The sequence below is a fragment of the Microbacterium altimontanum genome (assembly GCF_058349865.2).
This window is the reverse complement of sequence record NZ_JBYRJB020000011.1, coordinates 66,225-88,053: the sequence shown is the minus strand read 5'-3', so window position 1 is coordinate 88,053 and position 21,829 is coordinate 66,225. Positions and strand designations below refer to the sequence as shown.

Annotated in this window: 21 protein-coding genes; 5 read left to right on the top strand and 16 right to left on the bottom strand. The window is 66.6% G+C overall.

Going from position 1 to position 21,829, the window contains the following annotated elements; translation table 11 throughout:
- Nucleotides 1-178 precede the first annotated feature (178 nt).
- Both AC3RX1_RS16675 and AC3RX1_RS16670 read right to left on the bottom strand, forming a co-directional pair.
- Nucleotides 179-493, bottom strand: coding sequence for a hypothetical protein (locus AC3RX1_RS16675; RefSeq protein WP_259983902.1), 315 nt, complete (start codon nt 491-493; stop codon nt 179-181).
- 478 nt (nt 494-971) lie between these two features.
- Complete coding sequence (locus tag AC3RX1_RS16670) at nt 972-2,033, bottom strand: ATP-binding protein (protein WP_491502324.1); 1,062 nt, start codon at nt 2,031-2,033, stop codon at nt 972-974.
- Nucleotides 2,034-2,273: 240 nt separating this feature from the next.
- On the opposite strand from AC3RX1_RS16670, the gene AC3RX1_RS16665 reads away from it, so the two are divergent.
- Both AC3RX1_RS16665 and AC3RX1_RS16660 read left to right on the top strand, forming a co-directional pair.
- The gene (locus AC3RX1_RS16665) at nt 2,274-2,711 is read left to right on the top strand and encodes a LexA family protein (RefSeq protein ID WP_491502334.1); all 438 of its coding nucleotides are present in this window, start codon (nt 2,274-2,276) and stop codon (nt 2,709-2,711) included.
- On the top strand, nt 2,712-2,912 hold the full coding sequence (locus AC3RX1_RS16660) for a Y-family DNA polymerase (RefSeq protein WP_488250902.1): 201 nt from the start codon (nt 2,712-2,714) through the stop codon (nt 2,910-2,912).
- Nucleotides 2,913-2,960: 48 nt separating this feature from the next.
- Here AC3RX1_RS16660 and merB read toward each other — a convergent pair whose 3' ends face one another.
- Nucleotides 2,961-3,626 (bottom strand): organomercurial lyase MerB, encoded by a 666-nt coding sequence (merB, locus tag AC3RX1_RS16655; RefSeq protein WP_055990918.1) that lies wholly within the window; start codon nt 3,624-3,626, stop codon nt 2,961-2,963.
- A gap of 47 nt (nt 3,627-3,673) precedes the next feature.
- Nucleotides 3,674-5,098, bottom strand: a complete 1,425-nt coding sequence (gene merA, locus AC3RX1_RS16650) for a mercury(II) reductase (RefSeq protein ID WP_055990915.1) — start codon at nt 5,096-5,098, stop codon at nt 3,674-3,676.
- A 109-nt stretch (nt 5,099-5,207) separates the two neighbouring features.
- On the opposite strand from merA, the gene AC3RX1_RS16645 reads away from it, so the two are divergent.
- Nucleotides 5,208-5,597, top strand: coding sequence for a heavy metal-responsive transcriptional regulator (locus tag AC3RX1_RS16645; RefSeq protein WP_019157635.1), 390 nt, complete (start codon nt 5,208-5,210; stop codon nt 5,595-5,597).
- Nucleotides 5,598-5,822: 225 nt separating this feature from the next.
- Here the strand turns inward: AC3RX1_RS16645 and AC3RX1_RS16640 are convergent.
- Together AC3RX1_RS16640 and AC3RX1_RS16635 are read right to left on the bottom strand one after the other, a co-directional pair.
- A protein-coding gene (locus tag AC3RX1_RS16640) for an IS5 family transposase (protein WP_153004258.1) occupies nt 5,823-6,717 on the bottom strand; the annotation gives its coding sequence in 2 pieces (ribosomal slippage) (nt 5,823-6,365 and nt 6,367-6,717; 894 coding nt in all).
- A 25-nt stretch (nt 6,718-6,742) separates the two neighbouring features.
- Nucleotides 6,743-7,591 (bottom strand): aminoglycoside phosphotransferase family protein, encoded by an 849-nt coding sequence (locus AC3RX1_RS16635; RefSeq protein ID WP_206543020.1) that lies wholly within the window; start codon nt 7,589-7,591, stop codon nt 6,743-6,745.
- A 708-nt stretch (nt 7,592-8,299) separates the two neighbouring features.
- Here AC3RX1_RS16635 and AC3RX1_RS16630 point away from each other — a divergent pair.
- Entirely contained in the window at nt 8,300-9,220 is a 921-nt protein-coding gene (locus tag AC3RX1_RS16630) for a F510_1955 family glycosylhydrolase (RefSeq protein ID WP_491502323.1), read from the top strand.
- A gap of 23 nt (nt 9,221-9,243) precedes the next feature.
- On the opposite strand, the gene AC3RX1_RS16625 is transcribed toward AC3RX1_RS16630, so the two are convergent.
- From AC3RX1_RS16625 to AC3RX1_RS16590, 8 genes are all read right to left on the bottom strand, one after another.
- Entirely contained in the window at nt 9,244-9,375 is a 132-nt protein-coding gene (locus AC3RX1_RS16625) for a hypothetical protein (protein ID WP_491502322.1), read from the bottom strand.
- A 2-nt stretch (nt 9,376-9,377) separates the two neighbouring features.
- Nucleotides 9,378-9,602 (bottom strand): DUF2188 domain-containing protein, encoded by a 225-nt coding sequence (locus AC3RX1_RS16620; RefSeq protein ID WP_491502321.1) that lies wholly within the window; start codon nt 9,600-9,602, stop codon nt 9,378-9,380.
- Nucleotides 9,603-9,714: 112 nt separating this feature from the next.
- Entirely contained in the window at nt 9,715-10,794 is a 1,080-nt protein-coding gene (locus tag AC3RX1_RS16615) for a zeta toxin family protein (RefSeq protein ID WP_491502320.1), read from the bottom strand.
- A complete protein-coding gene (locus AC3RX1_RS16610; RefSeq protein ID WP_491502319.1) occupies nt 10,791-11,255 on the bottom strand; it encodes a sigma-70 family RNA polymerase sigma factor in 465 nt (154 codons plus the stop codon). Before AC3RX1_RS16610 ends, AC3RX1_RS16615 begins: the two co-directional genes overlap by 4 nt.
- A 230-nt stretch (nt 11,256-11,485) precedes the next feature.
- Nucleotides 11,486-11,794 (bottom strand): hypothetical protein, encoded by a 309-nt coding sequence (locus AC3RX1_RS16605; protein WP_491502318.1) that lies wholly within the window; start codon nt 11,792-11,794, stop codon nt 11,486-11,488.
- A 45-nt stretch (nt 11,795-11,839) separates the two neighbouring features.
- Nucleotides 11,840-14,395, bottom strand: coding sequence for a DEAD/DEAH box helicase (locus AC3RX1_RS16600; RefSeq protein ID WP_491502317.1), 2,556 nt, complete (start codon nt 14,393-14,395; stop codon nt 11,840-11,842).
- Nucleotides 14,395-16,506: a site-specific DNA-methyltransferase gene (locus tag AC3RX1_RS16595; protein WP_491502316.1), complete on the bottom strand. Its 2,112-nt coding sequence runs from the start codon at nt 16,504-16,506 to the stop codon at nt 14,395-14,397. The genes AC3RX1_RS16600 and AC3RX1_RS16595 overlap by 1 nt, the downstream gene beginning before the upstream one ends.
- A 260-nt stretch (nt 16,507-16,766) precedes the next feature.
- Nucleotides 16,767-17,354, bottom strand: coding sequence for a type II toxin-antitoxin system HicA family toxin (locus AC3RX1_RS16590; RefSeq protein WP_491502315.1), 588 nt, complete (start codon nt 17,352-17,354; stop codon nt 16,767-16,769).
- Between the two features lie 159 nt (nt 17,355-17,513).
- On the opposite strand from AC3RX1_RS16590, the gene AC3RX1_RS16585 reads away from it, so the two are divergent.
- Entirely contained in the window at nt 17,514-17,681 is a 168-nt protein-coding gene (locus tag AC3RX1_RS16585; protein ID WP_491502314.1) for a hypothetical protein, read from the top strand.
- A 10-nt stretch (nt 17,682-17,691) separates the two neighbouring features.
- Here the strand turns inward: AC3RX1_RS16585 and AC3RX1_RS16580 are convergent, their stop codons facing one another.
- Together AC3RX1_RS16580 and AC3RX1_RS16575 are read right to left on the bottom strand one after the other, a co-directional pair.
- A complete protein-coding gene (locus AC3RX1_RS16580) occupies nt 17,692-18,306 on the bottom strand; it encodes a prepilin peptidase (RefSeq protein WP_491502313.1) in 615 nt (204 codons plus the stop codon).
- 13 nt (nt 18,307-18,319) lie between these two features.
- On the bottom strand, nt 18,320-21,769 hold the full coding sequence (locus tag AC3RX1_RS16575; RefSeq protein ID WP_491502312.1) for a LysM peptidoglycan-binding domain-containing protein: 3,450 nt from the start codon (nt 21,767-21,769) through the stop codon (nt 18,320-18,322).
- Nucleotides 21,770-21,829: the final 60 nt, after the last annotated feature.

Below are 21,829 nucleotides of genomic sequence, written 5' to 3'. Positions count from 1 at the left end.
GCTAGCGGTCGGCGCGACACTGCGCACAACGACGCTAGACATCCGCAATATTGCGGCTACAATCATGAACGACCTTCCCGGTCTGATTCAGAATCAAAAATTTGCGTCCTCTTGCCGGAGGACGTGACCTCAAACTCATTACCCCTGTTGGTTTGCCGACCAGCAGGGGTGAGTTGTTTTACGCGGACCTTGGCAACGGCAGCTCCTCTGCGTGTGCTCGGTGGGCAGCGTCACGACGCGCAGCCGCTTTGCTGATCTCGGTCTTGATGTACTCCGGAACCTCGAGCCCTCGAGATTCGGCGAGAACGATCGCGGCCCAGCTGCCGATCGGGATGCCGAGATCCTCAGCTTCCCGGGAGTACTGGGCGTACTGCTCATCCGGTACACGGACGGTGATGGCGGTGCGGTTACCTCGAGGCCGAGTTCCGCGCCGGCGGCGCTCCACCGGAGCGTCAAGCTCTGGTCCCCCAGCGGGGGTCGTCTCGTCAGCCATGCGACATGTCTAGCAGAAACCTGATGCCGCATAGGGATTTCTTCGATGGCGAGTCGCGCGTCGCGTCGGATGTCCATGCCCCATATAGGCCGATCATCCACGCCCTCGCGGACATTGCGTCCTGAAAAAAGTTACTCGCACCCCTGGAACACCCTTGCGCGCGCGTACGCATCGCGCGTGCGGGGTGTGTGTGTCTGAAAATGTGTTCCAGGTGTTCCGCCTGCATGTAAAACCCAGGTCAAGCTCATATTACCCGTGGAACACCTGCCCGATTTCGAGGATTCGCCGTTTTAAGAAACCCCCGGTCAGGCGCTGGAACACCTGGAACACCTTTTCTGCCGCAGTTGGCACGGAACACCGAAAACCCGTAAGCGGCGCACGTCGAAAATCTGCCGATCTCGACGTGTTCGCGTCAGCGATTCAGCGGGCGTCGACGCGACAGGCCGTGGGGTTGTGGCGGTGTCGTCGGCGTGTCGTGTCAGACGAGGAGAGCGGGGCTGAGTCGCCAGACGCGGGTGAGGGTGCCGTTGATGCTGCGGGGGGTGCTGCGGCCCTGGCGCCGTGAGGGGTACAGCAGGCCGCGGTCCTCGAGGGCTGCCGCGACGGCGTTGCTGGTGAGGGTGTCGTCGTCGAGCTCGGCACGGATGATCGGCAGGATCTCGCCGGGGATCAGGTACAGGTAGTCCTCGTCGCGGCGGCCGAGCACCCAGTCGCCGGCGGTGGGTCGACCGCCGAGGAGGGCGCCGTTGTCGAGCGCGTACTGCAGGGCGGCGTAGACGCCGACGAGGATCTGGTCTTCGCGCGGCATCCGGTGCCGGCTGGTGCCGGCGTCGAGATCGAGCGCGCGCAGGAGGACTCCCCCGACGTGCAGGGCGGCGTCGCGGCGTCGTTCGTGCTCGATGTCGACGCCGAGGGCGAGGCGTGCGGCGGCGCTGTCCGCACTGCGCAACGTCACCCGGGGGATCTGTGCCTGCAGGTAGGCGTGCACGCTGAGGCGTGCCGCGGCCGCGGCTGGCGACTGCAGCTGCGCGTAGATCTCTCGCGGCGCCCGGCGCCTGTTGATGCGGGTGGCAAGGGTGCGCTGCAGGCTGAGCTCGTCGATCTTCTGCTCGCCGGTGGCGACGACGAGGGATGCGGCGTTCAGCGGGGAGTTGCGGCTGGCGTAGACCTCAGCCTGGATCTGGGTGAACATCGCCGGCCGGGCTCGGGAGTGCGCGGGCGCGATGTCGTCGAGGACGAGCGGCTCCCCCGGCGTGGCTGCCTTGCGGATGGAGGCGAGCGATCGCTGCGGGAGCTCGAGCGGGACGCTGCGCCCGGTGAGCTCGCCGATCGCCCGGGCGAGGGTCGTCTTACCGGCCCCGGGTCGCCCAGTGATGAACACCGGGACCGGGAAGGGCGCGCGGTGCGCGAAGGCGATCGTGCGGAGGATGTCGCCGGCGTGATCGGGGAACGCCTCGAGCAGAGGCGCGACACCGGTCTCCCATGCCACGCGCGCCTGCGCGGTGGAGACCGGTTCGCCGTCGACAGCGGGTGAGAGCATCGGCAGACCTCCCGGTCAGATCCCCCGCCGCGCGTCGACGTCGACGCCGGCGTTGGGTTCACCGTCCATAGTGCGCCGTGCCCGGATAATCGCGGCGATCTCCTCATCCTCGGGCGCGGTCGGGGTCATGGTCCCCATTCTCGCAGCAGGGGCGGCAACGTGCAGGATACCCGTTCTAATGTCGGGACCGATGCACATACTCTGGATCGGTCACATATTCGATAAGCGATCCGGGAGGCCATCATGCTCGCGCTGTCGCCTCGCCCCGTCGACGAGCCGACCGTGCTGATGCTGCAGGCCTCCCCCGTCGCGGTGGCGTGCGGGTTCCCGTCCCCTGCGCAGGACTACTACGACGGCCCGATCGATCTGACGGAGATGCTCGTCGACGACCAGGAAGCGACGTTCATCGTGCGCGCGTCCGGGCACTCGATGACCGAAGCCGGGATCAGTGACGGCGACGAGCTCCTGGTCGACCGCTCGAAGCAGCCGCGGGACGGCGATGTCGTGGTGGCCGTTCTCGACGGGCAGCTGACGATCAAACGGCTGCAGATCTCCGCCGGCCGAGTGACGCTCAAGTCCGAGAGCGCAGAGCATCCCGACATCGCGGTGCCCGAGCTCTCCGAGCTTGTGATCTGGGGCGTGGCGACCTTCTCGATCCACCACCTGCGGCGGCCCTGAATGCTGGCCCACGTCGACGTCAACAGCGCCTACGTGTCCTTCGAGCGAGTGTTCAATCCCGCGCTCGAGGCGGTGCCGACCGTGGTGCTGAGCAACAACGACGGGATGGTGGTCGCCTCGAGCAAAGAGGCCAAGGCGCTCGGGCTGGATCTCGGCCGCCCGTGGTTCGAGCTCCGCCCGCATGCGCAGCGTTATTGGTAGCGCGCGTTATTGAGCCTCGCGCTATTGAGCCTCGATTTCGTATGCCGTTCAGCAGCAGGTCTCGGGTCCGCAGCAGTTGCTGGACGGCTCGACGCTGCGAGCGGGCTGGGGCCGCTCGAGAATCCCGGTGATCACGGTGCGACCGAGCTCGAAGGCGTCGCTGACGGGGAGGGTCTGCGCGCCGGGGTGTTCGGTGAGCCAGCTGGCAGCGTCCTGCGGGGAGGTGAAGTAGTGGACCTGGTTGCAGAACGAGGAGCGGATCGATGGCGTGTCTGCGGCATTCACGAGGGACATCACCGCGGTCGCCGGTTCGACACTGGTGACGCCGACGGTCGGGTCGACGCTCACCCGGATCGTGTCGCCGCTGGTTGGGGAGATCGACTCGATGCGGGCGGGGCGGTCCAGGAGGGCGGGGAAGATCAGGGTGTCGAACGCGCACCAGGTGTAGAGCTCTTCACCGGAGACGGTGAACCGGTGCCTGGTGGGGCGCAAGGTGAGGCCCTGGCCGATGATCCGGCCCTGGCCGTCGTACTCGGTGTCCGGCGTAGCGGCCAGGCGGGCTCGGACCTCGTCGACGGGGAGCTTTACGGCGCCCGCGAGGTCGTCGATGGTGACCGGGTCACCGTCGACGAGTAGTCGCAGCAACGGGACCAGCAGGGCTTCTTCATCGAATCGGGCGAGCCGGTCGGACAGATCGGTCGTGAGGTCAGTCATGGGCATTTTCTCCGGTTTCGTGGGTGATGAAGCGGGTTGGTCCGTGCTCAGGCGCAGCAGGACAGCATCGAGACGTCGGTGGTGAAGGCTTTCGCGACGATGCGGATGCCCTCGGCCATGGTCAGGTACGGGGCCCACGCGTCGGCGACCTCCGTGATGGTCTTACCGAGGATATGGACGCCCGCGGCGGCGAGCTCGCCGGCGTCCCGGGCGACGGCGGTGAGGCCGAGAATCTCACCGGTGTCGGCGTTGGCGACCATCTTGATGAACCCGCGGGTGTCTCGGTTCACGACCGCCCGCGGCACGTACTCCAGGGGAAGGACGCGGCAGTCGCAGCGGATCCCGGCCGCGAGGACTTCCTTCTCGGTCATCCCGACCGAGCCGATCGCGGGACTGGTGAACGTGACACGCGGCATCCGCGTGTAGTCGACGGACTCGTGTGCATCGGCGAAGGCGTTCTCGGCGACCATCGTGCCGTGCCGGGCGGCGACGTAGACGAACTCGGGATGCCCGGTCGCATCCCCGGCCGCCCACACGCGAGGATTCGAGGACTGCAGGTCGCCGGTGACTAGGACCTGCCCGGCGTCGCCGGTATTCACTCCCACTACATCCAGGTTGAGACCCTGCGTGACCGGGCGGCGTCCGAGCGCGACGAGGATCTCGTCGGCACGGAACTCCTGCTTACTGCCCAAGACTTCGGCCGTGACGACGATCTGACCGGTCGCCACGTCCCGGGCCACGCGTGTGGGAACAGCACGGCGGACCACCCGGATGCCCTCGTCGGCGAAGACCTCCTGCAACGCTTTGGAGACCTCTGGCTCCTCCTTCGACGCCAGCCGGGACCGCACCAGGAGGGTCACCTTCGCGCCGAGCCGGGCGAACAACTGGGCCATCTCCAGTGCCACATAGCCACCGCCGAGCACCAGCAGCGAGTCCGGGACCTTGTCCAACTCCATCGCCGATGTCGAGGTCAGGAAGTCGACCCCGTCCAGCCCTTCGATCGGTGGGGCCCAGGGGCGCGCGCCCGTGGCGATCAGGTAATGCGCCGCCTCGACCGTTTCGACCCTGCCGTCCGCGGCCGTGACTTCCAGCACCGGTGCATCCGGGGTGCCGGCAAAGGCCGCATCACCCTGATGGTTCTGCCAGCCGTAGGCATCGGCCACGTCGACGTACTTCTCGCTCCGCATCGCCTCCACCAGATCCTGCTTCCCGGCGATCAGCGCCGGCATGTCCACCAGGTCCGCGGTGGCGGCGATCCCCGGGAACCGGGAACCGGCGTCGGCGGCCACATGGCGTGCCTCAGCGGCCGCGAGCAGCGCCTTGGACGGTACGCATCCGGTGTTCACACACGTGCCACCGAACGTGCCACGCTCGATCATCACCACCGACTTACCCAGCATCGTGGCGCGGATCGCGGCGGCGAACGCCCCGCCACCCGACCCGACAATCGCGAGATCAAACGTCGACTGCATCCGATTCCTCCCTGGAGTACTGAAAATCCTGCTGATACAGTCATCATGAACCTTCCAGCATGGGGGAAGGTCAAGAGGTGCGTGCAACATGCGCAGAGGAGCGAGGAACATGCGGATCGGAGAACTCGCCGACGCGGCCGGCACGACCACGAAAACGCTGCGGTTCTACGAAGACCAAGGGCTCCTACCGTCCGCCGAGCGGACACCCGCAGGCTACCGCGACTACACGGCCGATGCCCTCACTCGGATCGGCTTCATCCACCGCGGGCAAGCCGCAGGCCTCACACTCGCCCAAATCCGGCAGATCCTCGACATCCGCGACCACGGTCAAGCACCCTGCGGTCACGTCCGGGACCTGCTCGATACGAGGCTCGCCGATATCGACCAGCAGATCGCGCAGCTCAACGACCTGCGCAACACCCTCGCCGGGCTCCGCGACCACGCCGAACACGTCGAACCCGACACATGTAGTTCTGTCGACGTATGCCGATACCTATAGCCGAAGCCGACCGTCCAAGGACTCCGCTGACAGGGCGTAGGGTCATGGTTCAGAGAGTCGGCAAAGGCATGCCGACTCGTTCGATGACTGCGGTGGCGTAGGCGTTGTTGTTCGCGCCGATCGCGTTGGACCAGGCGATTGCGGAGGAGATGTCCAACCTCGTCAGGCGACTGAGAACGACTGGTGGGAGTTCCTGCGCGAGGGCGATCAACGCGCTGGTGCGTGCTAGGGCGTGTCTGACAATTGCTGGGTCCAGGCGATGACGGCGTTGAGGACGACTGCGGCGCGGTAGACGATGGCGTGCTTGTCGTAGCGGGTGGCAAGTCCGCGCCATTGCTTCATGCGGCAGTAGTTGCGTTCGATCACGTTCCGGTGGCGGTAGTCCGCGTCATCAAGGCCGACAGGCCGGCCGCCACGTGAGCCGCGTCGCTGGCGGTGGCCTTTCTGGTCGTCGGGTTCGGGGATCACGGCTCTGATTCCGCGGGTGCGGAGGTGACCGCGGATCGCGCGCGAGGAGTATGCCTTGTCGCCGCGGACGGCGTCCGGTCGGGTGCGTGGCCTACCGCGATCTCGTTCGATCCGCAGTTGCGCCATCAGCGGCAGGAACATCGGTGAGTCCCCGGCCTGTCCCGGCGTGATCAAGGTCACCAGCGGGAGTCCGTTGCCGTCGACGAGTTGATGGATCTTCGTAGAGAGGCCGCCGCGGGAGCGGCCGATGCCGTGATCAGGCGGCTCGAGCCTCGGATTCGTGTAATTTGATCCAGCCCCCTGTGAGGCGGGTGGTGTTCGTAGCGTGCTGGTGCGTGCGGGCGATCGTGGAATCTACCGATATCGACCAGTCCACCATCCCGGCGGCATCCGCCGCAGCGATGACCTTCGCCAGCACCCGATCCCAGATGCCCTCCGTCGCCATCCGATGGTGCCAGGTCCAGACCGTCTGCCAGGGCCCGAACACCGCCGGGAGATCCCGCCACGCGATCCCCGTTCGATACCGGTACACGATGCCTTCGACCATGAGCCGCGCATCCGCGAACGGCCTACCCTTACGCCCCGTCGGACGCGGCAGCATCCCCTCAATCAACGACCACTGAGCATCCGAGAGCTTCTGAAACCGCGACACGTGTCAAGTGTCTCAGCCCGCACGCTCAACCTTTCCGGAACCCACCGAGGGGGGCGAGAGCGTCGTCTACCGTTTTGGCGGACGTGCTGATGGCGGCATGTCCGTCCTCGATGTCCCACAGCGTGTTCTGCAGCAGGCGAGCAACCGTCCACCCGGCTGCACGACCACGGTCGAGGTCGAGCATCTCGGTGAGGATGTCGAAGCGTCGTCGCACGATGCGTGGCGCCTCGGTGAGGGTGTCATCGGTGCTCCACCCGCTGTCCAGCGCAGGCCAAAGATCGAACCCAGGATCGCCAACGAGAGGCTCCGGATCGATCGCCAGCCATGGTTCGCGGTCGGCTGCGAGGACATTGCCATAGTGCAAATCCCAGTGCAGCAGGTGATGTCCGGGCTCGGCTTCAAGATCGGTGACTCTGCTCATCCATCGACGGAGCCGAGCCCGGTCGTCACGTTCAAGTGCTGTCATTGCTGCGGGCGCGTCGTCAAGCATCCCAGAGAGGATCGTCTGGAGTTGAGGAAGCCCGTCGGGCGCAGGCGCGCTATGCAAGCGCGCTAGAAGCGACCCGACCACACGAACAGCGTCGTCGTCATTCTCGACGACCTCGAGGGTGCGATCGGCATGGAGGCGCTCGAGGAGCATTGCGCCCCGGCCGCGGTCGCTGTCCAAGAGGCGAACTATCCCTCGGCCGTTCCATCGGACGAGACCGATGATCGCCGCCGTGGTCTCGGCCCGCGGTACCTGCAACTTCAACGCTGCCCGTGTCCCATCGGCGCGACGCACCGGCACGACAACCCCCGCTTCCCCCGATCGGACCGCACCTTCCGCTCGAAGCTCCCACTTTTGAAGGAGGTCGCCTGCGACCGACGACAACATACTCGCCCATTCGCGGGTCACGTCATTGCCTGTCACGAAAGCACTGAGAACGCTCGCCGGAACAACGAACTCTCGATCTCGGCCCATGCTCAACAGTTCACCACAGAGCGCCACGCCGCCGACCCCAACGGCCACCACGGCCCATAACTAAGCCAATTGTCAGACACGCCCTAGTCGTGGAGGGATGCCGACGGCGCGGAGCCGGCTGTTGAGCGTGTCGGGTGCCATATGATGGCCGGCGCGGGATGTGCACCCTGCGACCGCGAGCACGGCAGTCACAGCGAGCATTGCGCCAGCCGCGCGGAACGTGCGCCGGGATCTTCGATGGGCAGCCGGGTGTACGGCGCGGGTGACCGAAGTCACCCGGAACGGGTTTGCCACAACGTACTCCAATACCAGGACTCAACAGGCGTGCGGTCTGGCAGCGCCAGCATCCGCACGCTCTCACGGGTGCGAGGGGGTTGAGTCGTGGTTCAGGTTCGGCAAACGCGCAGCTGGGTAAGAGTGAGCACCGGCGTCCGGGACAGCGGCACCGCGATCAGCTCACGCACCATCCCGGCGACACGTTCGAGACTGTACGTGCGGGATGGTGCCCGCCAGGCTAGGACAACGAGTGCCAACATGCACGCCACTCCGAGCAGGCACAGGGCGGCGTCGAGATCTCCGGTCTCGCTGGCGTACCCATCCGCTGTCAAATTTGCGACAACGGTGCCCGAGCTGGCCGCGCCGATCGACTCCGCGATCGGCGCGGCCGAGACGCCTTCAGTCTCCGAATGCGTTGCCGCCCAGCACCCCATAAGTAGTGCCACGACCAGTCCCAGCCCTACGAGCAGCCGGGCCACGGGCCAACCGGCGCGCGCAACGCACATCCACGGGCTCGCCTCCGACCCCGAGACGGGCGGTCTGCTCATCGCCAGCCACGGCGGCATCTACCAACTCGACGCACTCACCCGCTCGGCCGAGTTGAGCGGGCCGGTCGCCGGCAACGACTTCGACGCCATGGGGTTCACCGCCGTCGACGGTCAGCTCTATGCCTCCGGACACCCCGGGCCGAACAGCCCCGACCACTTCGCCGGCCAGAATCTCGGCCTCATCCGCTCCGACGACAACGCCCGCACCTGGACGAACGTCGCATTCACCGGTGAGGCCGACTTCCACGACCTCGCCATCAGCGAATCCGATCCGAATCGCATCTACGCGAACAACTTCGGCATCGTCTACCGCTCCGACGACGGCGGGCGCACCTGGAACGACGGAGTCGGCGTCGACGCACGCGACATGCTCGCCGACCCCGACGATTCCGACACCGTCTACGCGACCACTCCCGAAGGGCTCTATGTCAGCCGTGACGCGGGTGCGACGTTCGAGCTCGACGAGACTGCGCCGCGGATGGTTCTGATCGCGACGAACAGCCTGGGGCTACTGGTCGGCACCAGCTTCGACAACACACTCGTCTACCAGCTCCCCAGCGGCGAGTGGGCCACCGGAGGCGAGTACGAAGGTGCCGCCCAGGCCCTCACCGTCACGCCGGGCGACGAGATCGCCCTCGTCGACCAACGTGGCGTGGTCACGACACGTGACTTCGGTACCACCTGGGAAGAGATCTTCCGCCCGGAGCCGCACACTTGACGTCCAACCGGGCCTTCCCGGGTTCAGTGAAGAAAGCCGTCCCACTTCGGTTCGTACAGACACCCGCCGGGCAGCGCGGAGGGGGCGGGGATCGTGGCCACCGGCCGCGCCAGCGCGACCTCCAAAGGCGGGCGCAGCGCGACCGGCAGCGTCACGATCAGCCCTTCACGTCGCGGGGATCGTTCCCGTAGGAGTTCCGCTCCCCGATCTGACCGTTCTCGTCTCTGATGATGTGCTCCCGCTTGGCGCGGCGAGCTTCGTCACGGCCAGCCTCGACGGCTTCGGCCTTGGTCGAGAACGGGCCGGTGGTCCCCTTCTCTCCCTCGATGCGGTTGTGCCACGCACCGTCCTGGTGGAACGTCTCGACGTCTCCTGCCGGCATGATGCTCCCTTCGGTGGTTGTTCCGTCGTACCGCACAGCGCCGGGATGATCACCGGGCTTGCACGAGCGGGCCGATGTCGGATCGGGCCAGCGGTGGGGCCTGGGAGAACCGCTAATGTCCGGCGGGCCGGACGCGCGTGTGCGGAGGGACCACGGTGCCGTCTGAGCGCTCGTAGCCGGCGACGTAGATCTCCCCCGCACCCGGGGTGCTGTCGCCGCCGGCAGGCGTGCTCGAGGCGCCAGCGGGGGCCGTGCGAGGCTGCGGGCGGGGGATGTCGCGGAGCTTCTCGTGAGCGAAGCCGTCGAGGTCTTTGCGGTAGGTGCGCCATGGTGCGCCGGCGGCGTTGACGTCGTCGACGTAGTAGACGTCTGCGCGCACGGTGAGACCTTCGGGTGCCCCCTTGGTGGCCATGGCCACTGCCCGTGCGCATGCGGAGAATCTGTCGTCGTCGACGTACAACGAGTCGGTGATGTGCTCCGGGACGTACCGGGCCTGGTAGGCCGCGTCGTCCGTGCCGTCCTGGAACGCGGCGTAGCCCTTCTCCCAGCGGTTGATCACGCGCGCCCGGGTGACCTCCCGCGGCCCGTCGACGGCGATGATCTCGATCGACGTGTAGCCCTGCTCGGCGAGTTGCTGGAACCGCTTGAGCAGCTTCACCTTGCTGCCGTGCACGCCGTCGATCACGACCCGCTCGCCCCGCTCGAGGGAGATCGTCGCCGCTTCTCGGGCGAGCTCGGATGACTCCTCGTGCACGAGGGCGGCGAGCTCACCCGGAGCGAAACGGTCGCCGGCGTCGATACGGGACTTCACCGCCGGCGGCACGATCTCGTCGTACTCCCCCGACTCGCGCAGCTTGCGCAGCAGCCGCGTCTTGAAATCGTCGGGGTCGATGAACCGCCAGTGCTTCTCCTCGGCCTCGGGGATGCGTTCGCGGCGTGCGGAGCTCTTGCCGGCGCCGGGAGGGCCGGCCATCACCAGTACCTGACGGTCGCGGATCACCGCGTCGTTCTCGGCGAAGAACTCCCGGATGATCTGCTTGTGCAGCCTCGCTCGAGGCGCGGTGAGGCGTCCGTTGCTGTAGTTCTTCGATTGCTGGCGCGTGGCGGTGGGTGCGTCGGCGTCGATGGGGCCGTTGACAGCGGTGAGGGATCGAAGCGTGGCCAGGTGCTCCGAGTGATCGGAGTCCGTCAAGCGGCTGCTCTCTCGATCTCCTCGTACTCCTCGTCAGAGAGCAGATCGAGCCCGACATAGGCGTGGTAGACCGCGTCGAAGCTGTTGTCCACGACCTCCCAGTCGTCGGCTTCGCCCTGGGTCTTGTACTGCGGGTCGTAGTTCCAGTGCTTGAGGAGCTCGACGAACTTCTCGTGTGGGATCTCACCGCGCTGCGCCTGGCGCACGAGCTCCATCGCCGTCGCGGCCACTTGCTTGTCGGGCGCTGCGACGACGTCGGTGCTCTTCTCGAGCGCCTTGAGGATGCGCGACATCTGCGACTCGCTCTTGCCCAGTGCGGCTCCGAGCTCCTGCAGCTGAACGCCCTTGCCGAAGCGAAGGGCCACGAGGCGCTCATTGATCGCCTTCTCGATGAGCTCGTGCCGTCGATTCAGGTTCGCGAGCTCGCGGAGCTCAGCGGCGGTGTCGGTGGTCGTGGTCATATCCATCGCCTCCTCTCACCATCAGTCTACTAGCTCTTGCATATATGCAAGTGGTCTTTCTGGGGGCGGTGATCCGGCGCCGGACTAGCGACAGTTGGTCACTCTCCTGTGGCGTCACGGTCGCCGCGGAGGGCGATGAGCTCGTGCTCCTCGGGCACCTGGGCGTGCAGCTGGGTAGAGCACGCCATGAGGCCAATGCTACTGAGCAGCCGCTCGATCGATCTCTCCTGCTAGAGCCGATCGATCCAGGTGTCCTCCGTGCGATCATCCCAGCTGCTGCCGGTCGACACGCGTCCCTGATTCGCGATGCGAGATTGAAGGCGCGCGATCAAACGATGAGCGGTCGCGCCGTCGAGCTGCCCAACCGACGTGATACGCGTTCCCGTGACCTCGGCGACGAGTTCGAACTGCTCGCGAGCAGTTCGAACCTCTAGGGATTCGAAGAGAGATCGGATCTCGGCCCGCTGAAGATCCGACATCATCACTGGTGCAGTGGGTGAGTTTTCGGTTGATGGATCGTCCTCGAAAAGCGAGAGCATCTGTCTATTTTCGCAGTTGTCATTGCCGAAGCCTGAGGGGCGGGCTTAGTACGTCACTGACCAGCGCCGGTAGGCGAAGTCAGCGTCTGATTCCTCGAGAACGTGCGCTCGGACGTCCGGGTTCGTGAAGTCCAGGACCCGCAGCTCGCCGTCGATGCGTGAGATGGATTCGATGCGGTGGTACTGGTCGCTGTATACGGCGGCATAGCGGGCCATGCCGTGTAGCTTCCAGATCGCGTCGGGTAGCCAGTGTCCGTGAGGGTCGACGATGTTGGCTCGGACGCCTTTGTCGCTGTCGACGAAGAAGAGGAAGTCTGGCCGCAGTGTTCGCCAGTCGCCGTGTCGGTCTTGGTAAGCGATGCTCATGGAGTCTCGCCCGCCAGTGGGGTTTCGATACCAACCGAGGAGATTTCCTCGGGCGATCTCCGTGTCAAGTACGGCGATTTCATCGGGGTTGAGCTTTCCGACAGGGAACATGCCTTCATCATCGGCCAAGAGGTGCAGGGCTCGCCGTTCTAGGAGCTGCTGGGTCTCTCCGATAGTGCGCTTGGTCTCTTCCTGCCGGTTCTTCGGCAGCGCGACAGAGATCAGCTGAGGATCGGTGCTCATGGCGGTGATCTCCGCGTAAAGACTCTGGCGCGATTCGGAAAGTGCCTTGATCGCGACCCTGTACCCCGAGAGCCATTCCTGCGCGATTGCGTCGGCGGCTGTGTCTAGTGCAGGTCGTGTTTGCGGGAGCATCGCTAGCGCAGCGACGCGCACGTTTGCATCGCGGTACGCGTCCTCGTCTTCGGCGTCGTTGGCCAGGTGCTCCACGTAGGTGCGCGCGACGTCGGGGGTAATCGTGCGGGCTCCGGCGCGGTAGGCGTCTTGAATGGCACGGTCGTCTGCAACCTCGGTCCAGGACTCGTCGCGCCGTAGGCCGTGACGAGTCTGCCCGCGCACGGTGCCGCCTTCGACAGTTAGCACGTTCTCCACCGCTTTGCTGAACTCTTTCGAGTACTGCGCGGCAAGACCGTTCAGGACGCCGTGGAGACGCTCGTGGGCGAGCTTGCCGGCGTCGGGCACGAGCCGGTCGGCGGCCAGAGCGTGAGCCAGCGAGGTGACCCGTTTGATCGGGTTGGCGTGCTTGCGTGGAAGGGTCTCGGCGGGAAGGGATCCGAATCGCTCCCACACTTCATCAGGAATCGCCGGGTTCGCCGTCATTACCTGTGGGTCGATGAGTATGCGTTGTCCGGTGCCTCCGTCAGAGTCCATGAGGTCGCTTCCCATGATCTTTTCCAGCACGAGACTCGCAGTGGCCTTGTTGAAACGCGGCAGGATGCACTCGACGCTGTTCAATAGGTCGTCCCCCTCCACACGACGAGCGAGCGGGGTGCGGATCATTCGGCCGAGAAGCTGGGTGATGTGGGTTTCGTCCTTTGCGGGGCGGAACGAGACCATGACCTCAGCGCGCGGGCAGTCCCACCCTGTGCTGATCGCATCTTTTGCGAGCAGCACTCGAATGTAAGAAGCGTCCTGCACACGCTCTGGCGAGACGTACGGGACGTTGTGGGCACCGAAGGTTTGCGCGGTGTGCTCACCAAACACATGCGCGATCGCGTCGGACTCCAGCTCTGGCCATTCATCACGGATCACGTCGATAGCTGAAGCGACCTCCGCAGGTGCTGGCTTGTTCGGTACTTGCAACACCATGAGCGGTTTGATCGGCTCATCGTTCTGCTCCGCGGCGTACGTCGCCCACGCGGCGGAGAGTGCCTTGACCTTGCGGACTCCTCGCCGCAGAAGGACCGTGTTGAAGTCCCCCGTCTCCGCGGGGAAATCGAGCACGATGTCATCTTTCAGGAGCCCGGACTCTTGGATTCTCACCGGGTCGACCTGAACAGTTCCGAGGTGCACTCGGTTTGCCTGCACTTCGGCCGCGTTCATCGCTTCTTCGAACCGCTGCACGGTCGCGGAAACGCCCCAGACGATCGGTACCGGCGGGACGCCACTGTGTCCGTTGATGAGGCGCTTGACGATTGTCGGGGTGTCCGACGGTCGCTTGCCCATCCCGCGGTGCGCCTCGTCGAGCACCATATACAGCGTCAGGTCATCGTCGTCGATGGTGCTGCGCAGCGTGTCCCAGAACGTGAACGGCACCGTGTCGGGGTGAGACCCCATGCCGGCGAGAGTGTTGGTGTCATCGTGCCCTCGAACCAGGAGACTGTTCTTGGAGAGCTTCGAGGTGTTGAGGAAGTACACCCGGCCCGGTTGCAGCTTCGGATAGCGGAAGGGGTGCTCCACCGTCACAAGACGGTTGCGCAGCCTGTCCGATGCTTGCTCTAGACGATGCCGGGTCTGCTGATTCAGCGCGGGATCGTCGCTGAACCACAGCACAACGGCGCCGGGATCCGGAACCACACTGAACTCATCGTTTCCCCAGAAAAGTGCCTCGATGACCGCAGCGGCCATCACCGTCTTCCCGGCACCCGTCGTGGCGGTTAGAGCGACGGAAGACACTCGCTTACTAGCGCTGCGATAGAAATCACGCGCGGAGGCCAGCTCCCGGAGGGTGTCCCCTACCGCGTCTGATTGGTAGTCCTTCAGAGTGAAGCGCATCAGAAGTCACCCGTGCTTTCGCAGTTGCGGAGATAGTCCTCGTAGAGGCGAACTGTCTCTATATGGGGCAGCTCGCTGGCGACCTGTTGATAGCGGCCTTCATCGTCCGTGACGATGTAAGCGATTCGGATCCCGTCTCGTTCCCGCAGCGCATCAACGAACTCCGCGGCCTGATCGAGGTCACGCAGGACGCCGTAGCTGTCGACCACCGCGAAGCCCTGATCGACAGAATCGATTCGGGCACCACGCGCACCAGCCCGAAGCCACAACATGGGAGCGATTGCCGCGAAGGCACGGTCGGTGCTGACCATGAATGGCGATTCGTATGTGAGCGTGAAGAAGGCGGCGTTCTCCGCAAAGCCGTCCGCGATGGGGAACTCGTCGACGAATCTGTATTCGCCTTTGATTGGTTCCCCGGTCGCGGTTGCGCCTGTGATTGCAGCTCGAATACGTGGTTTCGTGATGTAGTCGCAGATGCCCCATTGCTCCCACTCGGGATCCCCGGGGCGGAGGCCCTGCGCACGGAGCTTCCCTTGCTCCTCCGCCGATACCTCGTTGTTCGTCACGGAGATGCACTGACGTGAACCGCCGTACTGCTTGTTAAGTCGCATGACCGCGTGAGCGGTCGTGCCGGAGCCGGAGAAGAAGTCCACGACAACGGCATTGGGGTTGTCCGCGATGAAGAATCGAAGTGCGTCCTCAACTGCGTACAGGCTCTTTGGGAAGGGGAATTCTCGTCCTGGGAGCAGCGAATCGCGGAGCAGCCGGGAACCGTACTGCGTTGCGTCGTGAGACGAGATCCTCCACTGCGTCCCGGGCACGGCTCGAACCAGATCAGTTTCGTCGCGTTCGAAGGTCAAAGATCCATCGGGCCCTTGGCCGGTTGGGGTGTACTCGCCGTCGACGATCTTGGCGTACTCGCCGTCTTTGAGGATGGAGACGACGAAGCCGCGTCTCGCGTTACCGCTGATTCGGACCCGCCCCTGTGCGAGCCTTCGTTCAAATTCCTGACTGCTCCACATCCATCGCCCTTCCGATCCGTCTTTGCGGAGGGGGAGAACGGCGACAGCGCCCTCGACGAGGGGCGCATCCGAGACCCCCGCGGGAAGTGGTGTCCCAACTGCTTTGACTCTGGGGCCGGCGGGATCGACGTAGATCGGGTAGAAACCTCCGGGAGAGTCTTGTCGCCTGGCACCTCCGCCAGACCGGCGCAGCATGTCCCACCGTGGCGCTCCAGTGTGTGTGCGGCCCTTGGACGAAACCCACTCCCTCGACAGGGCAACGCGCTGGGCCACAGCGCCTCCGAGCCTGACGAAATAGATGTACTCGTCGACGCGGCCGAAGGATCCCATCCGTGCAGAGGCAGCGGGGTTGATCTGCGAGCTGACCATCTGAATGTCAGCCTCCGGGAAAGTTTGCTCCAGCAGCAGTCCAAGCCGCAGATACTCCTTCTCGTCGATGCTCACGATGAGCACTGAGTTGGCCGGTTTCAGGAGCCGCTTCGCGAGCTTGAGTCGCCGCTCCATGAAGGCGAGCCACTTCGAATGCCGGTAGAGATCGTCGCCTTCTACGTAGTCGTTGTTGTACTTCCAATCGCGTGCCCCCGTGTTGTACGGCGGGTCGATGTAGATCGCGTCTACGGCCTTCTCGTGAGTGAAGGTGAGCTGCTCCAGGACGTGGAAATTTTCGCCGTTGATAACAGTGTGGAAGGGCTTATCGCCGCCGCGAGCGACCTCACCGTCCGGGCGCAGGCCCGGATAGATGCGATCACGGAACTCGGCTACGAGAAGGAGATCATCGAGTGACACCGTGGAGGTCTCGACGTCCTCGCTAGCGGGTGTTGAAAGCACAGCTTCACCGTCAGCGATTGACTCGACGCGCCAAAGACGACGGTCTCCCTGTCCTCCCACCCCTCGGGGCGGAAGGATCCGAACCTTGCTTCCCTTGCGGATCTTATGGCCAGCGAGCTCGACGGCTTCGGGAGCGTGGCGCTCAAAATTCAGACCGAATGGAAGTCGCTTCTGTAGCGGCTGGATCTCTTCCTCGAGATCCTTGGCGAGTTGCGGATCGAGCTGACTGGCAGCACGCAACAGGTCGGAAAGCCGCGACATCTCAACCCTTCGTAGGCAGACGAGAATGAGCCCGCAGCCGCTTCAGGCGTGCGGCGCGAACTCGTCTTCAGCCTAGTGGCCGCTGCGCCGCGCCCAGCAGTGAGCCGGCGCCCGCTCGGGGCGAGATTGGTTACTAGGCGATTCCCTATGGCCGTCGCGTCGTTGTGCACATCTGCCGAAAACCGCCGCCAGGTGCGGACAATCAGCCGAAACCCTCCCAGCGAGGGTAACCCGCAGGTCGGACGGGCGTGTGCTGTCGGCTAGGCGGTGTTGGTTCGAACGGCGCCTCGGATGTCGACACCGGTGAGCCGGCGGATGTCGGCCACCAGGTTCGGGTAGCTCCTGCTGTCGCTAGGGGTGTGCGGGATGGTGATGATCACTCCGGGCCGGTCGGGATGGGCGGCCTTGCGGTGGCCTCCTCGCGCCGCGGTGATCTGGAAGCCATGGGCGCGCAGCAGCTGCTCGAGCTCGGCGGTGGTGGTCGGCGTGGGCCGGGATGGTCCGCCGCCTGCGCGCCTCGAGCGGCGAAGCGGTGCGGTGTCGGGGTCGACCCGCACGAGGCCGACGATGAGCGCCTGGTCGTCGTCGGGGACGATGACGCCGAGATCTCCGCGGACGTACAGCGTCCCGTTGTGCTGGTGCGTCGGTTCCGTCGAGTGCGGTGAGGAGATCGCCCGGTCGACGGCCGAGACGTCGACGCCGAGCTCGCGGATCTGAGCGGCCGCTTTGCGTGAGAGCCGGCGCCCTTCCGGCGTGCTCCGGGCCGCGGCCTCGGCCGCGGCCGCGGCGACCGCGCGGGGAGCGACGCGCGCGGCGATCTGACTGGGGGTGGGTAGGCCAGAAGTCATGTGCTCGCGGTGATCGATTCGTGAGGGACGGGTCAGGGCATGGTGGGAGAGAGAGGCGGCGGTTACTCATATAGGCCGCAGCGCTCGGCCTTCGCGGACACATCGGTCGGCTGTGGATTGCGGGAGTCGGGGATGCCGGCGGAGATCTATGCTCGGGCGATGGATGAGGCGATGGAGGCTCAGGCGCAGCTGCGCTGTCGCGACTGTCGGGTGGTGATGCGGGATCGTCCCGGCGGTTGGGTGTGCCCGGCGTGCGGGTGGGTGATCCCGGTTGATCAGTCGATCGTGGTGCCGCTGTTCACCGGGCCGTCGATCCACGGCGGGTGAGCAGTTCTGGCTACCCGGCGAGCTTGGCGGCGATCGTGACCAGCAGCGCCGCGGCGACCAGGTAGGGGCCGAACGGCAGGCGCGTGTCAGTGCCGGGTGCGTGACGTCGACGAGCGAGCAGGATGCCCGCGTGCGGGATGGCGAGGACGTACCCGGCGACGAGCGCATACAGCGGCAGCAGCCAGCTGAACCATCCCGTGAGCAGCCCGATCGCGAGGAACAGCTTGATGTCTCCGGCGGCGAGAGTGCCGACCAGGGCGATCACCGCGGCGGCAGCGAAGATCATCGCGGCGGTGACGGCCGCCTGCGCCAGCAGCTGCCACTGCCCGGTCGTGGTGACGAGTCCCGCCCAGTACCCCAGCAGCGCGGCCGCCAGCGGGAAGGTGCCTGCATTGGGCAGGCGGCGGGTTCTCCCGTCAACGACGGCCAGAGGCACGCCCACGGCCGCGAACACGGCGATGGCGCCCCACTCCCCTACCCCGAGGCGCGATTCGGTCGCCAGAGGCGCTGTGAGCGCCGCTGAGAGCCCGAAACCGGCCACGAGGGCAGCGAGACACCACCACAGCAGCCGAGGAGCCGCCGAACGGCGCTGCGGCTCCTCGGTGCGTGCGGGATGTTCGGTCACGATGGCGACGGGATCAGCTGGCGACCGCGTGACGCCGGCGCAGCTGCTCGATGAGCTCTTCGGTCTCGGGCTCCGGCTCGGCGTAGTCCGGGTCGATCTGCGTCAGCGCGTGCTCGAGTTGCGTGACGAGGCGCTCGACGCCGGCGCTGTCGCCGGCCATGTGCTCGGCGCGCAGAGCGTCCCGCCAGAAGACCTCGTTGATCGGGTCGACCATGCGGCCGATCGCGGCGGCCAGGCGTGCGTTGCGGGTGTTGCCCTCGCGCAGCGACCTGGTGGCGAGCTCGTGGGCGGCGTCACCGATCGCGGCGATCATCTCCTGGCGCAGCGTCTCGGCCCACACGTAGTACTTCTCCTTGACGCCCGAGATCGGCTGGCCCTTGACCAGGCCGAGGGCGCGCACGAGGTTCTCGGTCGTCGCGGTGGTTGGGTCGGTGCCGATCAGGGCGAGCCACTCGTCCCAGTCGCTGGCGAACGTGTCGGTGAGGGCGTAGACACCCTTGGTGGCCGGGACGAGGTAGCTGTGACCGGCACGGTCCTTTCCGAGCCAGCGCCGCGCCGCCGTGGTGAGCCGGTTGCGCGACGACGTGCCACGGGCCGGGTCGCTGCCGGGCCACAGCGCATCGTGCACCTGCTCGGTGCTGGCCTCGGGGTGGGTGGCCACGAACGCGATGAGCTCGATCGCGCGCAGGCGCTGCGAGTTCCACTGCTGCGCGTTGCTCGGCGCTTCACCCTGCGGGTTGAGCACGGTGACGGGGCCGAGCAGCTGCAGCCGAGGCGAGCGGAGGTCGACGATCGGTGCGAGGGTGCTCACGTCGTGAGCGGTGTCGTCGGCGGGGGTCTCTGCCGTCGCGACAGTGTCTGCGGTCGGAGCTTCGGCCGGGGTGTCGGTGATCGTCTGCTCGTCGGCGACGTCGGTCGGCTCGAGCACCTGGTCGACGGGAGCGGCGTCGACCAGGTGCTCGGCGGGAAGCTCCTCGGCGTCGACGACTGTGCCGTTCGGGTCGAGCTCGGTGGTCTCAGCCTCCGGGTAGATGGGAGCTTCGTCTGTGGCGCCCTGGAAGATCTCGTCGAGCTCGACTTCGGCCGACGCCGAGGAGTGCTCGATGGCGGGCTGGTCGTTGGCGACGGTGAACAGAGCGAGGATGCGGGCGTACTCCTCGGCGGTGACGACCTGCGGGGTCAGCGGCAGGGTCGCGCCGTCCGTGTCCGGGATCTCGAGCTCGGCGGTCGTCCGGTCCTGCAGGCGGAAGTTCCACCCCCCGGCCAGGTGGCCGGCGGAGATCGTCGCGATTCCCACGCGCGGCACGCGGCTGACGAGCTCGGCGAGCTCGAGCCGGGTGCGCTCGTCGGGCAGCTGGCCGAGCACGATGATCTCCGGGGTCCAGGACTCCGCCAGAGGGCCGGCGGTGCGCGCCTGCTCGAGGCTGGTGATTCCGGCGTCCTCGAGCGCGGCGGTGACCTCCTCGGCCTGGCCGCGCAGATCCCGGATCAGCGCGTCGACGTCGTCGACGTGGCGGACCCGGCCGGACCCGACCGCGTCGGGCAGCCCGGCCGCGACACCGACGAGGGTGACCTGCAGGTTCTCGGCCCAGGTGCTGGTCGCGAGCTCGAGGGCCAGAGCGGTCAGCGCCGCCTCCTCGAGCTCGGGGGTGCCGTCGATGTTGAGCGAGCCGAGCTTCTCGAGATCCACGAGCAGGTGGGCGTCGTTCTCGTCATGGCCGAGGGTGACCAGCGCCGGGTAGGGCGCTGACGGGGTGCGCTCGAGCGGGGTGAGGTCGTCGAAGCCGATCGACCATGCCATTTCGTCCGGGGTGTCCTGGTGGAACGGCGCGGGCAGCTGAGCGGGCTCGTCGAGGAACACGGAGATCTCGTCGGCCGAAAGGCGCAGCGCGTACAGGGCCGGGAGGGTGGCGCCGGTGTCCTGAGCCCACACGGCCAGCATCCGCAGCGCGTGGTCGACGGCGTCCATGCCTTGCGGGTTCTCTACGGCGCGAAGCTCGAGCTCGACGGTGGAGATCTCCTCCGCGGGCATCGCGATGCGCTGGCCGGGCTTGCGGTTGCGGCGCTGCTGGACGCGGCGCAGACCGAGGAAGCTGAGCAGACCGGCGGCGAGCACTCCCCCGATCCCGAGCGTGCGCCAGTCGGTGACGACGTCGGCCCAGTCGGGGGCGTCGCTCGCCTCGGCGGCCTCGTCGACCTCAGCCGGCACGGGTGCCGACTCGGCCGGCGCGTTCTCCTGCGTCGGCGCCGTCTCGGCCGCGCCACCATCGGTCACGAAGCCGAGGCCGGTGTCGGTGCCCGCGTTCTCGGCGGGCTCAGCAGCGGGCTCGTCGGCATCACCGGCGCCGCCCGCCTCGTCTACGGTGTCCTCGGTCGTCGACGACCCTTCACTGCCCACACTCTGATCGGTGTCGGTCGTCGCCGATCCGGCGTCGTCGGTCTCGGTCTGAGTGCCGTCGACGACAGCAGGGTCATCGGTGGCGCCCTCGGCGCCGTCGATGGCGGTCGGCGGCGTGGTCGGCGCGGGAGTCTCGGCCGGCGCCTCGGTGATCGACGCAGCCGCGGCGACGTAGGCGGCGGGGATGGCGACCGTCCATCCGGGCACGATGAGGCTGGGGTCGGAGATCTGCCGCCCGTCAGGCTGGGTGATGTCGCGGGAGGCCTCGTAGATCTCGGTGTACCGCTCCCCCGAGCCGAGCTCGTCTGCGGCGATGTCCCAGAGAGTGTCCCCGGAGACCACGGTGCGCTGCTCCTCGCCGGCCTGCGTCACGCTGGCGGCCGCGTCCGGGAGCTCGAGCACCATGCCGGGGTCGATGCCGTCGCGCTGCCCCACGGTGTAGCCGCCGGGCTGGGGGCGGTCGCGGTTGAGCTCGACGATCTCCTGGTAGCGCTGACCGTCGCCAAGGTGCTGCTCGGCGATCGCCCACAGAGAGTCGCCGGCCTTCACGGTGTAGGTCTGCGCAGCAGCAGGCGCCTGCTCCGCAGTGGCGGCCTCCGGTGCGCTTTCAGCTGCCGGGGCAGGTGCCTGGTCGGTGTAGCTGGTGACGCTGGCAGACACGCTCGCGGGGGCGACATCGGCAGCGGTCGGAGTGGCGGCCATGGCGGCGTTCGGCGCGAAGATTGCGATGATGGCTGCGATCAGGACGCCGGCAGCCTTCTGCTGCACGCCCAGGCCGGGCAGCTTCATCCGCTTCACGCCGGGGCCCGACATGGCGATGCGCAGCTGGTTCGGGATCTCCGCGAGGTAGCCGATCGCGAAGGTTGCCCACGCGGCCCACGCGATGAGCGGGATGACGGTGCCGACCAGGAACTCCCCGCCGTAGTCGGGCATCGTCAGCGCCGACATCAGGCGATCCCACGAGGGGATCGGGTTACCGGCCAGGAAGACCAGCGCGGCAGGCAGACCCACCAGCAGCGCGGCAGACAGGATGAGAGCTCCGAGCCCTGCGGTGATTCGCCTCACGGTCGTCTCCTCGATTTCAGCGTCAGCGCCCGCGCGGTGCGGGTCCTACGTCATATAGGC

What these genes read in the sequence shown, in the direction of transcription:
- AC3RX1_RS16675 (WP_259983902.1), bottom strand. Translation starts at nt 493, where the DNA reads ATGGCTGACGAGACGACCCCCGCTGGGGGACCAGAGCTTGACGCTCCG.
- AC3RX1_RS16670 (WP_491502324.1), bottom strand. Translation starts at nt 2,033, where the DNA reads ATGCTCTCACCCGCTGTCGACGGCGAACCGGTCTCCACCGCGCAGGCG.
- AC3RX1_RS16660 (WP_488250902.1), top strand. Translation starts at nt 2,712, where the DNA reads ATGCTGGCCCACGTCGACGTCAACAGCGCCTACGTGTCCTTCGAGCGA.
- merB (WP_055990918.1), bottom strand. Translation starts at nt 3,626, where the DNA reads ATGACTGACCTCACGACCGATCTGTCCGACCGGCTCGCCCGATTCGAT.
- merA (WP_055990915.1), bottom strand. Translation starts at nt 5,098, where the DNA reads ATGCAGTCGACGTTTGATCTCGCGATTGTCGGGTCGGGTGGCGGGGCG.
- AC3RX1_RS16645 (WP_019157635.1), top strand. Translation starts at nt 5,208, where the DNA reads ATGCGGATCGGAGAACTCGCCGACGCGGCCGGCACGACCACGAAAACG.
- AC3RX1_RS16635 (WP_206543020.1), bottom strand. Translation starts at nt 7,591, where the DNA reads ATGTTGTCGTCGGTCGCAGGCGACCTCCTTCAAAAGTGGGAGCTTCGA.
- AC3RX1_RS16620 (WP_491502321.1), bottom strand. Translation starts at nt 9,602, where the DNA reads ATGCCGGCAGGAGACGTCGAGACGTTCCACCAGGACGGTGCGTGGCAC.
- AC3RX1_RS16610 (WP_491502319.1), bottom strand. Translation starts at nt 11,255, where the DNA reads ATGACCACGACCACCGACACCGCCGCTGAGCTCCGCGAGCTCGCGAAC.
- AC3RX1_RS16605 (WP_491502318.1), bottom strand. Translation starts at nt 11,794, where the DNA reads ATGCTCTCGCTTTTCGAGGACGATCCATCAACCGAAAACTCACCCACT.
- AC3RX1_RS16600 (WP_491502317.1), bottom strand. Translation starts at nt 14,395, where the DNA reads ATGCGCTTCACTCTGAAGGACTACCAATCAGACGCGGTAGGGGACACC.
- AC3RX1_RS16595 (WP_491502316.1), bottom strand. Translation starts at nt 16,506, where the DNA reads ATGTCGCGGCTTTCCGACCTGTTGCGTGCTGCCAGTCAGCTCGATCCG.
- AC3RX1_RS16590 (WP_491502315.1), bottom strand. Translation starts at nt 17,354, where the DNA reads ATGACTTCTGGCCTACCCACCCCCAGTCAGATCGCCGCGCGCGTCGCT.
- AC3RX1_RS16585 (WP_491502314.1), top strand. Translation starts at nt 17,514, where the DNA reads ATGGATGAGGCGATGGAGGCTCAGGCGCAGCTGCGCTGTCGCGACTGT.